The sequence below is a fragment of the Methylobacterium sp. Gmos3 genome (assembly GCF_056430985.1).
This window is the reverse complement of sequence record NZ_JBWJYL010000003.1, coordinates 517,122-531,619: the sequence shown is the minus strand read 5'-3', so window position 1 is coordinate 531,619 and position 14,498 is coordinate 517,122. Positions and strand designations below refer to the sequence as shown.

Sequence of the window (14,498 nt, the reverse complement as noted above, 5' to 3'; positions counted from 1 at the left end):
AACGCCGTCCGCGTCTCCCTTCCTCAATATCACAATGTCAAAGAGCCGAAGTCTCACACCCCGAGGCGGAGCCCTCACACCCTACGAGACCCACGAACCGTTCCACACCCGGCTTAAACCACCGCCAGGCACGTCCCATTCGATTGTCCGGTAAGGCCGCCCGCCTCAGCGCTACCTCAGCAGCACCAGAGACAGACAAGTCAGCTTCCGGTTCGCTTCCGCGGCCGGCGCCGATGAACAGGGGTATACGGACCGCTCCCGGCCTCGTCAACCGCCTTTTTGCGAGCCTAAGCGATTTTTCTGTCAGAGACCCGTGACGCCCGCGTGACGCCTTCGCGTAGCGTCAGCGACCCTTCTTGATGTCCGCGAGCGCCCGGCTGAGACCATCGGCGATGCGAGCGCGCTCTTCCGGCCCGGCATCACGAGCGACGGCGACCTCCTGCCGACGAGACACGAGGGTGAGGCGCTGCAGCCCGAACTCCTCGTCATCGACGGAGATGAGCTTGGTCCAGAGCGGATTGAAGCGCCATTCGCGCCGCTCGCCCCGGTGGCTGACCCGCGCGAGCAAGATCTCGATCTGCGAGATCATCACTTCCTCGAAGGACGCACCCCGCCGGAAGCTGACCTTCAGGGCAAGGTAGATGCCGAGCATGTCGAGGCCGAAGAAGCCGGCGATCGGCCAGAAGCCCATCCTCCATGCCCAGACCGAGACTGCGATGGAAACGAGGCACAGGCCGCTCATGACCACGCGGAAGCCCGCTCGGCTCAGGCTCTGATGCGGCCGGATGGTCGCCTCGAAGACCGGTCGGTCGAAGGTATCCGGATCGAGCCCGTCCGGGTGGACTGAAGGATTGTAGCTCGCCATCCCACAGATATAACGCGCGAATGCCCGTGAGAAAGCCGTCCGCCGCCACCGCACGTGGTCGACTCGCGACCCGCCTCCCCGCACCGGCCCTCGATGGCCATGCCGTCGCCGCGCCGGAGCCGGTCGACGAGGCCAGCGTGGAGGAAATCTTTCGCCGCCTCCGGGAAGCCAATCCCGAGCCGAAAAGCGACCTCCGCTATACGAACCCCTACACGCTGCTCGTCGCCGTGGTGCTGTCGGCGCAGGCGACCGACAAGGGCGTGAACCTCGCGACGGGACCGCTTTTCGCCGTGGCGGACACGCCCCATGCGATGCTGGCCCTCGGCGAGGAGCAGGTGCGCCACTTCATTCGCACCATCGGCCTGTTCAACACCAAGGCGAAGAACGTCATCGCGCTCTCGCGCATCCTGATCGAGGAGCATGGGGGAGAGGTGCCGGCCAGCCTCGAGGCGCTGCAGGTCCTGCCCGGCGTCGGGAAGAAGACGGCGAGCGTGGTGCTGAACGTGGCCTTCGGTGTGCCGAGAATCGCGGTCGACACCCATATTTTCCGGGTCGCCAACCGCATTCCCCTGGCGGTGGCTTCCACCACCGACAAGATCCAGGCGAAGCTGGAGGCGATCGTCCCGGCGCCATACCTCCTGCATGCGCATCATTGGCTGATCCTGCATGGTCGCTACGTGTGCAAGGCGCGCAAGCCCGAATGCTCAACCTGCCGGATCAACGATCTCTGTCGCTACCCGGCCAAGACCGCCTGAGCGGTTCGGCGGCGCGAGGCATGAGGGCTAACGCGTTGTGCTGCCTGCCCGCTTCGGGTAGTTTCGGCGCGGTCGCCGGGCCCTTCACGAGGGGCCTTCGGCCACCCGACCAAACGTCCGGTCGCCTCGCCGCGGATCCCGCTTCACTCGTCGCGCTACCCAGGAACCCCGGCCATGGACTTCCTCAAACCACGGTATACGCCCATGAACCGCCGCCGTCGCATCTACGAGGGCAAGGCGAAGGTCCTCTACGAGGGGCCGGAGCCGGGCACCCTCATCCAGCACTTCAAGGATGACGCGACCGCGTTCAATGCCAAGAAGCACGAGGTCATCGATGGCAAGGGCGTTCTGAACAACCGAATCTCGGAATTCGTCTTCCAGAATCTCAACGACATCGGGGTGCCCACGCACTTCATCCGGCGGCTGAACATGCGCGAGCAGCTGATTCGGGAAGTCGAGATCATCCCCCTCGAAGTGGTGGTCCGCAACGTGGCGGCCGGTTCGCTGGCGACCCGCCTCGGCCTGGAGGAAGGCACGCAGCTGCCGCGCTCGATCATCGAGTTCTATTACAAGAACGACCAGCTCAACGACCCGATGGTGTCGGAAGAGCACATCACCGCGTTCGGCTGGGCCACGCCCCAGGAGATCGACGACATCATGGCGCTGGCGATCCGCGTCAACGACTTCCTGTCGGGCCTCTTCCTCGGCGTCGGCATCCGTCTCGTGGACTTCAAGATGGAAACCGGGCGGCTCTGGGAAGGCGACATGATGCGCATCGTCGTCGCCGACGAGATCTCCCCCGATTCCTGCCGCCTCTGGGACATCAAGTCCTCCGACAAGCTCGACAAGGACCGTTTCCGCAAGGATCTCGGCGGTCTGATCGAGGCCTATACCGAGGTCGCCAAGCGCCTCGGCATCATGGCTGAGAACGAGAAGGTGCAGATGGGCGGCCCGCGCCTCGTGCAGTAGCGCTCACGCGGGCCGGCGAATGTCGCCGGCCTTCGGGAAGTCCCGCGCGAGCCTCGCGTGGGTCGAGAGGTTTCGGTCGAATCCCGGATTGTAATGGGGGTCCTGCGCGAGCAGCGGCCCCCATCGCTTTTTGAAGGCGGCGACTTCGCCCTCGTGGCGAGTGCGGGCCGCCTCGGTCCAGCGGCGGCTCGCCGCCTCGCGATGGTGCAGCACCGCCTCGGGCACCATCAGCGTGCGGAAGCCGGCTGCGTTCAGGCGCAGGCACAGATCGACATCGTTGAAGTCGACCGCGAAGGCCTCCGAATCGAAGCCGCCTACCGCGTTGAACTTGTCCGCTTCGACCATCAGGCAGGCGGCTGTTACCGCCGAGACGGCGTGCGCGACGCGAAGTGTGAAGAGGTAGCCCGGCGCGTCGCCGGGAAAATGGCGATGGGCGTGGGTGACGAGGCCACCCGTGCCCAGGACGATGCCCCCGTGCTGAATGCGGCCCTCCCCATCCAGAAGCTTGGCGCCGACGGCGCCGATCTCCGGCCGGAGGGCATGGCGAGCCATGGCTACGAGCCAATCCGGCCGAAACGCCTCGACGTCGTTGTTCATGAAGACGAGGAGGCGCCCCCGTGCCCGAGCGGCGGCCGCATTGTTCATCGCCGCGAAGTTGAACGGGCCGGGACAGGACACAACCACTCCCCTCCCCTCCCCCGACAGGGCGTCCAGGTAGGCGAGCGTTTCCGGCTCGCGGCTGTCGTTGTCGCAGACGACGATCTCGAGCTTCGGCCAAGCCGTGCGGCGGCGTAGTGAATCGAGGCATGGGCGAAGGAGATCCAGCCGGTCGCGGGTCGGGACGATGATGCTGACGAGCGGCACATCCTCGAAGGGATGGGTGACGCGGACGATCCCGTCCGCGTCCATCATCACGGTCGCGGCCTCGCGGCCGGTGCGATCGAGATGACTTCGCGCGGCGGCAACCCGGTCGGGCGAGGCCGAGTCTCCAGGGCGGCGGAGATAGAGCAGCCCGGGAAGGTGGCCGATGGAGCCGGCGCCGTGACGCTCGGCGACCGCCAAGGCCGCCGCGACCGGGCTCGTTGCGGATGACAGGGCGCCCCGGCGAACGGCGAGCGGGCCGAGGTAGTCGATCGCCATCAACAGATCCGCATCGAAGGTCGGCGGCAGGACGGGATAGGCCGCGCCGCCCACTTCCCGTTGCACCAACCCGTCGCCGTAGATCGCCTGGAGCGATGGGTTCTCGGCGAAGGCGCGGGATAGCCGCTTGTAGGCCCCGCGCACGAGCGTCCCGCTCCCGACCATGGTGAAGCCCCCCTCCCCTGCCGGCTCCTCGGTCGCGCAATTCATCGCGGAGGCTGGCAGGGCGAGGCGATGATCGATCCCGACGAGGGCCGCGAGTCGCTGGCGGGCTCTCAGCCGCTTCCCGGTCAGGCGAGCGGTGAGCACGTCGAGGGCCGCGCGGGGCTGGCGCAGCAATGCCCTCGCCACAGCCAAAGGCGAGGGCTTCCTGCCCTCCCCGAGAGAGGCGCCGCCTGTCGGATCGGGGCGGCTCACTCCAGATCCTCCCCGAACGTCGTGAGCGACAGGGCCGGATGGTAGAATGGATCGTGTCGGATCACATCGAGCCATCGATCCGTGAAGACAGCGGCCTCGCGCTCGAAGCGTTCGCGCTTTGCCCCGACCGAGGGGCCACGGCTCACGGATTCGAAGTGGAAGAGTTCGGCCTCCGGCGTCCAGACCGTCTTCCAGCCTTTCGCGCCGAGACGGAGGCAGAAATCCACGTCGTTGAAGTCGACGGGAAAGGCCTCCGCATCGAAGCCGCCGACTGCCAGATACTTCTCGCGTGAGACGGCGAGGCAGGCGGCCGTGACAGCCGAAACCTCGTGCGCCACGCGCAGGCGGCCGAGATGCCCCGGCGTCTCGGCCGGGCGACGCCGCAGGATGTGGCCCGCCCTCCCGGCGAGGCCGACCACGACGCCGGCATGTTGCAGCGTGCGGTCGCCGAACAGCAGCTTCGCCCCGACCGCGCCGACCTCCGGCCGGATCGCCTGACGCACCATCGCCGCGAGCCAGCCCGGTTCCCGGACGCCGATGTCGTTGTTCAACAGCACGATGACCTGCCCCGACGCGGCCTCCACCCCGGCATTGACCATGGCCGAGAAGTTGAAGGCCTGCGGGAACGGCACGATCCGGGTCCGGGAATCGCGCCTCAGATCCTCGTAGAAGGCGAGGACGGCGGGATCGGTCGAGCCGTTATCGACCACGATCAGCTCGATGGCCGGGTAATCGGTCGCGTCGAGGACACCCCGACAGATTGTGGTGATGAGATCGAGCCGATCGCGAGAGGGGATCACCACGCTGGCAAGAGGCGCTGGATCGGGGGGCGGCCATGCCGCCTCAGCGACCGGAGGTCTTGCCCGAGCAGCGAGCTTCGCGAGAGGACGCGGAACATGGACGGCTTGGCGGCAGGCTTGCGCCGTGAGGCGGCCGAGCGTGTCGATGGCTTTGGCGGCGGGGCCGAGAGGCGTGGCCGGCAAGCGTGCGACGAGCCCTCGCGACAACAACGCGACGCAGCCGACATAGCCCGTCGCCAGGGCGAGGTCCGGGCTCCAATCCGGCTTCAGCCGGGGCAAACCATCGGCGCCGATCTCATCGGCATAGACGAGTTCGGCCCCGCCCAGATTCGCCGCCAGGAGTGCCAGAGCATCCGGCTCAAGCTCGTCGCCGGCTTGCACGACGCAGAGAGACGCCGCTCCGGCCAGCAAGTCCGACGGGCTTCCGACGGCCGCGTCGGCGATGGTTTCCACCTCCACTGCCAGAGTTTGCTTTCGAAGGGACGCGAGGGTGCGCGCCACGGCTTCGGGCGAGGCTCCGTTCGCCAGCACGACGCAGCGGATCGCGAGGTTCGGCACCGGCCCGGCGAAAGGCACGCGCCGCGACGACGCCCAGCCGCTGAAATGCCTTTGCCGCGTGACGGCGACGCCGCCGCGCAGAATGTCTCGGTAGCGGCGCGATTGCCCCTTCGCCCGTGCGAGGAGAGCGGCGAAGACATTGCCGGGTTTCCGCCGCGCACATTCGAGGAGGATGCCGAGCTCGCTCCGACGTTCGACCCGCTCAAGCCTCGCATGGGGCGCGGCGGCGAGCAGGATCCGTGTCGCATCGTCTGGAATGAGCCCCGTCCAAAGGGACCGGCCCAAAGCCGGACCGGGGCAGACGATCACCTGCTCCTCGCCGCCGGAACGCGCGATGCGCAGGACCGGCCGCCGGGGCGGGACGAGAGGGTCGCCCGTGAAGCTCAGGGTGAACCAGCCGCCGGGGCGGCCGGACAGGGTCAGACGCGACTCGAAGACCGGATCGCCGCTCGGTTCGAGGCGGAACGCGGCCTGCCGTGAGCGCGGCTCACTGGCCAGCGTCGCCTCCGCCGGCCGGAGCGGCGGCAGCGGCGGCCGGCTTGCGGCGGGGCTTCGCTTTGGCGGTCGGGGCCTTGGCGCCACCGAGCCCGACCTCGATCTCGTAATCGTCCGTCATGCCCGCCGGGACGGTGAGGTCGTCGACGACGATCTGCGCGAAACCTTGCGCCTCGCCCTTGTCGATCTCGGCGGTCGTCCGGGCGGTGCGGGTCGTCACGACCTTGTCGTTATGCTTGATCGCGAAGGTCACGGGCACATCGAACCGCCCCGGCGCACCGGCGGGTCCGAGAAGGACTCGCGCCTCGGCGCCGACCTTCACCGTGATGGTGCCATCCTGGCGGCGCACGCATTCCCGCGCGAGGCGTCCGAGGCTGATCTGCGTGCGCACGTTCGCGCCGGCCATGATGCGCAGGGCCGCCCCGCCCTCCATCACGTCCACCGTGGGACAATAGGCCGGCTCGGTCTCCTGCGGCTGCGACGGGGGAACCGTCGTGCCGCCGAACTTGAAGATGTTCGTGAAGACGTTGCCCCCCTCCTGCGCCGAAGCCGGCGAAGCCGCGCCCACCGCGACGGCGAGGCCAAGAAGGACGATCCGATATCCAACCATGAGCGAGAACCCGGGTAGGTGTGTCACTTGAGGCTGTCGAAACCGGCGGCGAAGCCCTTCATCGAGAGCGGAATGCCGACACCTTCTTCGGGCGTCTGGAAGACGATGAAGGTCGCCTTCGCGCCGTTCTTGAACTGCTGGATCAAGCCGCCATCCATCACCACCTCGGCGACGCAGCCGGTGGTCAGGCACCGGACGAAGCCGGCGCGGCCGATATCGGTCTGATCGATCTTCAGCCCCAGGCCGGAGGGCAGAAGGACGCCGAGCGGCGCCACCACGCGCAGCAGGTAGCCGCGATTGTCAGCGGTTTTGAGCACGATGACCACGAGGGTCAGGTTCGGGCGATCCTCGGCCGCGAGGTACTGGACCAGCGCACATTGCTCGGCCTTGGCGCCGGCCGGCGTCTCACAGCGGAGCTGCCAATCGTCGAAGGTCTTGCGCACGGTCCCCTGCGCGGCGGCGGGCGCTGCGGCCAGGACCGACATCAGGATGAGAAGCCCGGACAGCGCAGCCGCATGCCGGAATCGATCGAGCCTCACGATGAACGGCACCATCTGACCCTGTCGGAGAGACCGCGCCCTGACGGCGGCGGCCCGGTAAGCGACGGTGTTCCGACCATGCGGGCACCCGCGCTGTCAAGCGAGGGATCCCTGCCTCGATGCGGCACCGGCTACCCGAGGGGCCGCATATGGCCTAGATTGTGGCGAACGCGTCTGCGCCCGCCACAATTCGGAACCTCGTCATGCGACTTCCCGTCCTCTCGGCCGCCTTCCTCGTCGCCACCCTCGCCTCAGCCGGCGCGCAGGGCCTGCCCGTGGGCGAGACGACCTATGTCGAGCGCTCGCTGAACCATTCCGACGCGCTCACCGTCGAGCATCCCCCGGTGGCGGTGAACCCGTATGGCCGTCGCGGCGGCTCGGCCGCCCTCGCCGGCAATTGCCGGGAAGGCGGCATCATCCGGCGGCACGATCAGTTCGGCAATCCGGTGATCCTGCGCCAGCGCGAGATCTGCGACAGCACCGCGCCGCGCACCCTGGACCCCGGCGAGGTCAACCCGCGTCCCGTCTGGCCCGCAGAGGAAGTCACGGCCCGGCGCGTCCTGCGCGTGAAGGGCTGAGGGTCAGCCGAAACGGTGCAGCTCGGTGCCGTTCCGTTTCAGCCACGCTTCGGCGGCATCGACATGGCCGCACAGGCGGTGGGCCACGGCCCAGAAGCGCGGCGAATGGTTCATCTCGCGCAGATGCGCCATTTCATGCGCGACGAGGTAATCGAGCACCATCGGCGGCGCCAGGATCAGCCGCCAGGAGAAGTTGAGCTCCCCCCGCGCGGTGCATGAGCCCCAGCGGCTGCGCGTGTCGCGCAGGGTGATCCGCACCGGGCGCTGGCCGAGCGTCACGGCATGCCGCTCGATGGCGGCGTCGATGTCGGTTCGGGCGGCCCGCATCAGGGCGTCCCGCACCCGCCGTGAGAAATGGGCTTCCTCGCAGGCGAGGGACAGGATTCTGGCGCCCCCCTCCTCGCCGAGCCGCGCGGTTCCCCCCCGCGGCCCTCGCAGCACGAGCCGGTGCGGCTCGCCCCGGATCGGGATTTCGGCACCGGGTTCGAAAGCGATGCGCGCCGGCACGCGGGCGAGGCGACCCGCGATCCACCCGGCATGGCCGGCGACAAAGCGTTGGGCCGTGCTGACGGCCATGCGCGGCGGCACGGTGATCACCGCCTCGCCGGTCGCGGCCGAGACACGCAGGGTGATGCGGCGGGCGGTCTCGCGCCGACGCAGGGCAACGCGCAAAAGCGCACCCTCGTGGTGAACCTCGAGATGATCCGGATCGGGTCGTCGCAGGAATGCGAGGGGCATGAGCCCTTTTAGCGTCGCGGCGGCGCGGGCTCCAGATCCTTCGCTCGCTGCCTCAGGCGCCGGCCAGGGCAGTCCAGACGGAGGTCTCGGGAAGGACGAGCAGGGCGGCGGCAGCCAGGGCGATGCCGTAGGGAACGCCGGTCTTCCGGTCGTGCAGGTGCAGGGCGAAAGGCAGCCGGGCCAGCGGGTTGGGCAGCGGATGCGATCGCGCCGCGAGCAGGACCAATGTCAGGAGGCCGCCGAGCACGGAAGCGGCGAGGAGATAGTCGATCAGCCCGTCGAAGCCGAGCCACAGGGCCGTGGCCGCCGCGAGCTTGGCATCGCCGCCGCCGATGACGTTCAGAGCGAAGAGGGTGAAGGTCGTCGCCAGCACGAGGGCGGCGGCGCCGACATGCAGGCCGATCTCGGAAGGGCTCATCAGCCCGCTCGCGGCCAGCACGGCGAAGCCGAGCACCAGCGCCAGCGAGATGCGGTTCGGGATCAGCATGGTGAGCAGGTCGCTCGCGGCGGCATAAGCCATCAGGAACGGGAACAGCACCAGCAGCCCGAACTCGGCGATGACGGTTCCGCTCATCATGAACCCCGGCCTGGATCCGAATTGCTCCGGCACGGTGAGCACCCGCCCCGTCCCTTTCGGGACGCGGCGGCCACTCCCCGTGCCGCGGATCGGAGAAAGTCGCCTACCCGATCAGTTGAGCTGAGCCGAGATCGAGGTGAACTTCGCGTTGAGCTGCGTGCCGATCACCTTCAGCGTGCCGATGATCACGACGGCGATGAGGGCGGCGATCATGCCGTACTCGATGGCGGTGGCGCCGGACTCGTCGCCGGCGAAGCGCTTGATGATGCTCTTCATGTTGAAGATCCCAATTCGGAGGAAGCGAAAAGACCGACGAAGTGTTACGCCTCGATCGGCGGCCCCCTCACACTGGCTAGCACGCCTTGAAATTGAGTTAAGCCGATCTCACAACCGAGGGCTCGGCTGACACATTTTGAGATTGGTAAAGAAAAGTTGATTGAAAAACCAATCAACGCGGAAGACTATAGCCGATATTAGGCGAATGGCCCTTAGCGGTCCGTTTACCAATATCGTGCTTGCTTAAGGGGCTCGGTTTTGCCGCGCGCCTCGTACGGGCAAGTTTCGATGCGTCTCACTGTCTCGCCGACCGGCTGGCTCGGCCTCGCCTTCTCCGTTCTGAGCATGCTGCCGGGTGCGGCCATCGCTGCCCAGCCCGAGGCGCTGCCCGTGGTGACGGTGATCGTCGATAACGCCAAAGTGATACGGCTGCCGGAGAAGACGCAGACCGTCGTGGTCGGCAATCCCTTCATCGCCGAGGTGACGCCCCAGAAGAACGGCGTGCTGATCCTCACCGGCAAGAGCTTCGGTTCCACGAACCTCATCGCCCTCGACAACGCGGGCGCCCTCATCGCCGAGACGATGATCCGCGTCGAGGCGTCCCGCGAGGCGACCATCACCGTCCAGCGTGGAATGGAGCGCGAGTCGCTGTCCTGCACGCCGAACTGTCAGCCTTCGGCACAGCTCGGCGACGCCGCCAAGTATTTCGACCCCGCCAGCGGCCAGGCCGACAAGCGTCGCGCGCTCGCCTCGAGCGGCGGCAATGTCGGCGCCGCCGCTCAGGCCCCGGGGGCCGGCGCCGCTGCAGGCCCGATGCCCACACCGTAAGACGGCGCCATCCCTGCGGGCGGTCTGGGGCACGGGCCGTGACCTCGGCTTCGACCGGGACGGTCGCCACGGCCAATACCTTACTCCGGCACGTCGCCCGCGAAGGGGGTGACAAGATCGTGTTCAGGATGCCGGAAGAGGAACAGCTTCCCCCATCTTGCACCGCATCGGCCGGCCGGGGACAACGGCTCATGCAATCCTCGGTACTGACGTACGCCATTGGCGACATCCACGGGTGTAGCGATCTCCTCGACGCGTTGCTCGATCGCATCGAGGCCCACGCGAACGGGCGCGAGAGGCGGATCGTCTTCCTCGGCGATTACATCGACCGGGGTCCGGATTCGGCGGCGGTGCTGCGCACGATCAGCCGTCTGCAATGGTCGGAGCCGGACCATGTCACCTGCCTGATGGGCAACCACGAGCGAATGCTGCTCGACTCGCTGATCACCGAGGAATCCGCCCTGCATTGGATCGCCAACGGAGGCGAGGCCACCCTCGATTCTTTCGGTGCGCGGGAGGTGGCCGATCTGCCCAGCCCCATCCTGGATTGGATCGAGGGCCTGCCCACGCTCCATTCCGATGCCAAGCACTGGTACGTGCACGCCGGATTGCGACCCGGCATCCCGGCCCAGGACAGCGACGACCACGACCGGCTTTGGATCCGAGAATCCTTCCTCGATCTCCAGCATGATTTCGGCCGCCACGTCGTCCACGGGCATACGCCGCAACGGAACGGGCGCCCCGAGCGGCTGCGCTATCGCACCAATCTCGACACGGGCGCCGTCTATGGCGGCGCGCTCACGGCCGGCGTCTTCACGGATGCGGCGGGACCGGCCGGGACCTTCATCCAGGTCAGCCTCGGGACCTAGCGCTTCGCGGCGCGAAGGCTGCCGAGCATCGCCGCGTCGGCGTAGCCGTCAGGCGGAAGACCGGCGGCGGATTGGAACGCGCGGAGCGCGGCCCGCGTGCGTGGACCGATCTTTCCGTCGACGGCACCGACCGGATGGCCCTGTTGCGCGAGCAGAGTTTGAAGGTCGCGGCGCTCGTCCGCGCCGAGCATCCTGTCGTCGCGCGGCCAATCGCGTTCGAAACCCGGCTGACCGCGCAGGCGGTCGGACAGATGCGCCACGGTCAGAGCGTAGGAGAAGGACGTGTTGTAGCGCAGGATCACCGCGAAGTTCGGCAGCAGCAGGAAGGCAGGCCCCCGCGCCCCTGCGGGCAGGAACAGGGTCGCTGTGTTCTCGTCCTTCAGCCCATCGCTTCGCACCGGGCGAACCCCGAGTTCGCGCCATTCCGCGAGGGTGTGCGTCGTGGTCTCGTCGGCCAGGGCGAGGTTGAAGCCCGGCGGCAGGACGGCTTCGCCGCCCCAACGGTCCCCGGGCTTCCAGCCCTCCGCGATCAGATAATTCGCCGTCGAGGCGAGGGAATCCGGCACCGAGCCCCAGATGTCGCGCCGTCCATCGCCGTCGAAATCCACTGCCCGTGACAGGAAAACGCTCGGCATGAATTGGGTGTTGCCGAGCGCCCCGGCCCAGGAGCCGGTCAGCCGCTCAGGCTTCGCGTCACCGGACGCGAGGATCTTCAGGGCGGCGATCAGTTCGGCCTTCCAGTAATCCGGCCGCCCCGGATCACCGCAGGCGAGCGTCGCGAGCGAGCGGATGGCCGGGCGGACGATGGTGGGATCGTCGAGCACGGCGCCATAGCTCGATTCCACGCCCCAAAAGGCCACCAGCGTGTAGCGATCGACGCCGTAGCGGGCATCGATGGCATCGAAGGCAGCCGAATATTGCTGGAGCTTGCGCTGGCCCTCGGCGATCTTCTCCGGCGTCACCGAGGCCTCGACATAGGCCCAGACCGGCCGCGTGAACTCCGCCTGGTTCTGCGTGGCCGCCAGCACCTCGGGATCCGGCGTGAGCGTGCCGAGCTGTGCTTGCGCGAGGTCGCGCGGCACCCCCGCTTCCACCGCCGGCCCGACCAGCGCCTCGATGCAGGGTTCGGCATGTGCCGATCCCAGAAGGGCGAGCGTCGCGAACAGGGTCGTGGGCAGTCTCACGGCAACCTCGATGCGTCTCGTTTGCGTCCGCGCCTCAACCCTTGCGCCGTGCGTGCGAGCTTCGCGACCCGCGCCTCCCAGACCTTGAGCCGCCTCGCGGTTCCGCCCTGCCGGGTCGGGCCGAGACGAAGGACGCGGACAGGATGAAAGCCGCAGAAGCCGAGGATCTGGCGCCGCCAGCGTCGCACGACCGGATCGCCGTAGACGAGGCGGAGATACCAGGGTGGCGTGTCCATGGTCACGATCAGGTCGGCCGAGCGACCGACCATGAGCCGATCCCAGAAGGGATCGTCCCGATGGTAGCGGAAGGCGAAGCCCGGCAACAGCAGACGGTCGATGAGGCCCTTCACCAGGGCCGGCTCGCCTCCCCACCAGAGGGGAAAGGCGATCACGAGATGGTCGCACGCCGCGAGAAGCCCGGCGACCCGCGCCAGATCCGGCTCCCAGGCCTGATCCTCGGCGTAGCCCCGGCGCAGATCCGGCGCGAAGGCGAGGTCGCGAAGCGCCACCCGCTCCACGCGAGCGCCCTGACACTCGCCCACGTAGCGGTCGAGAAGACGGCTCACCAAACGCCCGGCATCGGGGTGCCCGTCCAGGACCAGAACCTGCATCAGGCGGTTGCCCTTCGGGGCGGCAATGGAGGCGCGCTTCGGAACGAGGCGGCCCCGTCGCCCGTTGAAAAGCAAGCTGCGCCGTTTTGGCGCACGAGGCGAGAGGACCCGCGCATGAGCCTTATCGGACGAATCGTCACCAAGCTCCTCGGCAACGAAGACCGGCCGGTTGTCCGCGACGACCGCAACGCGAGTTCGGCCTCGCCCATCGGCCGTCTCGTCACGAAGATCCTGCGGAAATAGGTCCGGTTCCCCGCGCCGGGCTCCTTACCGGTTCACAGTCTGCGCGATCTGCGCCTTCACGATGGGTGCGGCGGGCACGGTGTGCTCCCAGAGGTTCCTGGTGCGGGCCTTCTCGAAGCCGTCCTGATACAGCGCGCGCATGTACGCGGTGCTGAAACCCTGCGCCGGGGGAGCCTTCGGCCCGGTTTCGTCGACGTAGGTCAAGTTGAAGTTGATGTTGTTGGCGCGAGCCAGGGCGTAGGTCGCGGCGAGTGCCGCGCGCGACCGCGCCCGGCTCGCGGTGGTGAAGGACCGGCCGACGATGGCCAGGGTGTTGTCCTGCGTTACCTCGAAATCGGGTTCGAGGCGGCCGTTGATCACCACATAGATCTGGCCCTTGCCCGTGGTGGGCAGCTTGCCGTCGCGCAGCAGCAGGCTCTGCGGCAGGGTGAAGACCGGCGTCACCACCGACCCATCGACATGCATCTCCTGGAACTGGGTCGGTCCCGCGCTCACATCGATGAATTGCGGCGGGAACACCGCCGGGACGCTGGCCGAGGCAGCGAGCACATCGCGGAACAGATCCACGCGGTTCGGCACGTTGCTCGCGGCGATGGCGCCCATGTTCCAGATGACGGCGCGCTGCGAGTCGAGATTGGTGGTCACGACGAGCAGGCGACGGCCCTTGGCGTGCTCGGCAGCGATGGCATCGAGCAGATCCGGCGTGACATAGCGGCCGATCAGGTCGCGCAATTTCCCATCCCCGAACAGGCCCGACCCGAACAGCACGCTGGTGATGCTCGGTTGCGCGACCAGGGTTTCGGCGACGCCGCTGGTGTAGAATTCGGTGAGATAGGAATCGTAGGCCGAGCCGAGGAACGCGAAGGGCGCGATGAGCGCGCCCGTCGAGACGCCGGATACCAGATTGAATTCGGGCCGCGTGCCGGAGGCCGTCCAGCCGTTCAGGACGCCCGCACCGTAAGCGCCGTCACCGCCGCCGCCCGAGAGGGCGAGGTAGGTGAACTGGCTCTGGCGCCGCTGCGGATCGGCCGCGAGCCGCGCGATGGTCTCGAAGGAGGCATCCGCGAAGACGCGGGCATCGGGGATGCCCGGCACCGTCGCGTCCGCTGCCTGCTGGGCCGTGTAGGCCGTACGCGGCATGGAGCCGCATGCCGCCACCTGCGCAGCCAAGCCGAGGGCGACGGCAATCCGCAGCCCGGTCCGAACCTCAACCATCGTCCTCTTCCCGACCGGCCGGCTCGCCCGAAAGCGACGCAGTTTCGACATTGGAACGAGCTTGGCCGTTCCGCGTTCCCGGCGCAAAGGCCAAGTTTGGCTTATCCGACCAATGTTGCAGTGCGGACACGATTGCCTCGGAGGCTGCTGCGACCCGAGTCTTGTCGGTGGACAGGCCGGAGGGCGGCCGATCCGCGTGGGCTCGCGACCCTTGCAACGGCCGCGAACGGC

Annotated in this window: 17 protein-coding genes; 6 read left to right on the top strand and 11 right to left on the bottom strand. The window is 67.9% G+C overall.

Annotation, left to right across the window (positions count from 1 at the left end):
- Nucleotides 1–343: 343 nt before the first annotated feature.
- Nucleotides 344–865 carry a DUF2244 domain-containing protein gene (locus ACS5Q7_RS08885; RefSeq protein ID WP_478338955.1) on the bottom strand — a complete coding sequence of 174 codons (522 nt, stop codon included), beginning with the start codon at nt 863–865 and terminating at the stop codon, nt 344–346.
- A 20-nt stretch (nt 866–885) separates the two neighbouring features.
- Between ACS5Q7_RS08885 and nth the strand changes: the two genes are divergently transcribed.
- Both nth and purC read left to right on the top strand, forming a co-directional pair.
- On the top strand, nt 886–1,620 hold the full coding sequence (nth, locus tag ACS5Q7_RS08880; RefSeq protein ID WP_478338954.1) for an endonuclease III: 735 nt from the start codon (nt 886–888) through the stop codon (nt 1,618–1,620).
- Between the two features lie 174 nt (nt 1,621–1,794).
- Nucleotides 1,795–2,589, top strand: coding sequence for a phosphoribosylaminoimidazolesuccinocarboxamide synthase (purC, locus tag ACS5Q7_RS08875; RefSeq protein WP_238205833.1), 795 nt, complete (start codon nt 1,795–1,797; stop codon nt 2,587–2,589).
- Between the two features lie 3 nt (nt 2,590–2,592).
- Here purC and ACS5Q7_RS08870 read toward each other — a convergent pair whose 3' ends face one another.
- The 4 genes from ACS5Q7_RS08870 to ACS5Q7_RS08855 are packed head-to-tail and all read right to left on the bottom strand — an operon-like array spanning nt 2,593 to nt 7,094.
- Entirely contained in the window at nt 2,593–4,086 is a 1,494-nt protein-coding gene (locus ACS5Q7_RS08870; RefSeq protein WP_478338953.1) for a glycosyltransferase family 2 protein, read from the bottom strand.
- A 56-nt stretch (nt 4,087–4,142) separates the two neighbouring features.
- Entirely contained in the window at nt 4,143–6,086 is a 1,944-nt protein-coding gene (locus ACS5Q7_RS08865; protein WP_478338952.1) for a glycosyltransferase family 2 protein, read from the bottom strand.
- Complete coding sequence (locus ACS5Q7_RS08860; protein ID WP_478338951.1) at nt 5,992–6,609, bottom strand: hypothetical protein; 618 nt, start codon at nt 6,607–6,609, stop codon at nt 5,992–5,994. Before ACS5Q7_RS08860 ends, ACS5Q7_RS08865 begins: the two co-directional genes overlap by 95 nt.
- 23 nt (nt 6,610–6,632) lie before the next feature.
- Nucleotides 6,633–7,094 (bottom strand): invasion associated locus B family protein, encoded by a 462-nt coding sequence (locus ACS5Q7_RS08855; RefSeq protein ID WP_478338975.1) that lies wholly within the window; start codon nt 7,092–7,094, stop codon nt 6,633–6,635.
- A 257-nt stretch (nt 7,095–7,351) separates the two neighbouring features.
- On the opposite strand from ACS5Q7_RS08855, the gene ACS5Q7_RS08850 reads away from it, so the two are divergent.
- Entirely contained in the window at nt 7,352–7,726 is a 375-nt protein-coding gene (locus tag ACS5Q7_RS08850) for a hypothetical protein (RefSeq protein ID WP_478338950.1), read from the top strand.
- Between the two features lie 3 nt (nt 7,727–7,729).
- On the opposite strand, the gene ACS5Q7_RS08845 is transcribed toward ACS5Q7_RS08850, so the two are convergent.
- The 3 genes from ACS5Q7_RS08845 to ACS5Q7_RS08835 all read right to left on the bottom strand — a co-directional run bounded on the left by ACS5Q7_RS08845 (nt 7,730) and on the right by ACS5Q7_RS08835 (nt 9,317).
- On the bottom strand, nt 7,730–8,464 hold the full coding sequence (locus tag ACS5Q7_RS08845; RefSeq protein WP_478338949.1) for a M48 family metallopeptidase: 735 nt from the start codon (nt 8,462–8,464) through the stop codon (nt 7,730–7,732).
- 52 nt (nt 8,465–8,516) lie between these two features.
- On the bottom strand, nt 8,517–9,041 hold the full coding sequence (locus ACS5Q7_RS08840) for an A24 family peptidase (RefSeq protein WP_478338948.1): 525 nt from the start codon (nt 9,039–9,041) through the stop codon (nt 8,517–8,519).
- A gap of 111 nt (nt 9,042–9,152) precedes the next feature.
- A complete protein-coding gene (locus tag ACS5Q7_RS08835; RefSeq protein ID WP_478338947.1) occupies nt 9,153–9,317 on the bottom strand; it encodes a Flp family type IVb pilin in 165 nt (54 codons plus the stop codon).
- Between the two features lie 288 nt (nt 9,318–9,605).
- On the opposite strand from ACS5Q7_RS08835, the gene ACS5Q7_RS08830 reads away from it, so the two are divergent.
- Together ACS5Q7_RS08830 and ACS5Q7_RS08825 are read left to right on the top strand one after the other, a co-directional pair.
- Complete coding sequence (locus tag ACS5Q7_RS08830) at nt 9,606–10,145, top strand: pilus assembly protein N-terminal domain-containing protein (protein ID WP_478338946.1); 540 nt, start codon at nt 9,606–9,608, stop codon at nt 10,143–10,145.
- A gap of 191 nt (nt 10,146–10,336) precedes the next feature.
- On the top strand, nt 10,337–11,014 hold the full coding sequence (locus ACS5Q7_RS08825; RefSeq protein ID WP_478338945.1) for a metallophosphoesterase family protein: 678 nt from the start codon (nt 10,337–10,339) through the stop codon (nt 11,012–11,014).
- Here the strand turns inward: ACS5Q7_RS08825 and ACS5Q7_RS08820 are convergent.
- Complete coding sequence (locus ACS5Q7_RS08820) at nt 11,011–12,192, bottom strand: lytic murein transglycosylase (RefSeq protein ID WP_478338974.1); 1,182 nt, start codon at nt 12,190–12,192, stop codon at nt 11,011–11,013. The two genes, ACS5Q7_RS08825 and ACS5Q7_RS08820, sit on opposite strands and share 4 nt — an antisense overlap.
- A gap of 2 nt (nt 12,193–12,194) precedes the next feature.
- Nucleotides 12,195–12,809: an NAD(P)H-dependent oxidoreductase gene (locus tag ACS5Q7_RS08815; RefSeq protein WP_478338944.1), complete on the bottom strand. Its 615-nt coding sequence runs from the start codon at nt 12,807–12,809 to the stop codon at nt 12,195–12,197.
- 114 nt (nt 12,810–12,923) lie between these two features.
- Between ACS5Q7_RS08815 and ACS5Q7_RS08810 the strand changes: the two genes are divergently transcribed.
- Nucleotides 12,924–13,052: a TFIIS helical bundle-like domain containing protein gene (locus ACS5Q7_RS08810; protein WP_478338943.1), complete on the top strand. Its 129-nt coding sequence runs from the start codon at nt 12,924–12,926 to the stop codon at nt 13,050–13,052.
- Nucleotides 13,053–13,076: 24 nt separating this feature from the next.
- Here ACS5Q7_RS08810 and ACS5Q7_RS08805 read toward each other — a convergent pair whose 3' ends face one another.
- Nucleotides 13,077–14,267: a patatin-like phospholipase family protein gene (locus ACS5Q7_RS08805; protein ID WP_478338942.1), complete on the bottom strand. Its 1,191-nt coding sequence runs from the start codon at nt 14,265–14,267 to the stop codon at nt 13,077–13,079.
- Nucleotides 14,268–14,498: the final 231 nt, after the last annotated feature.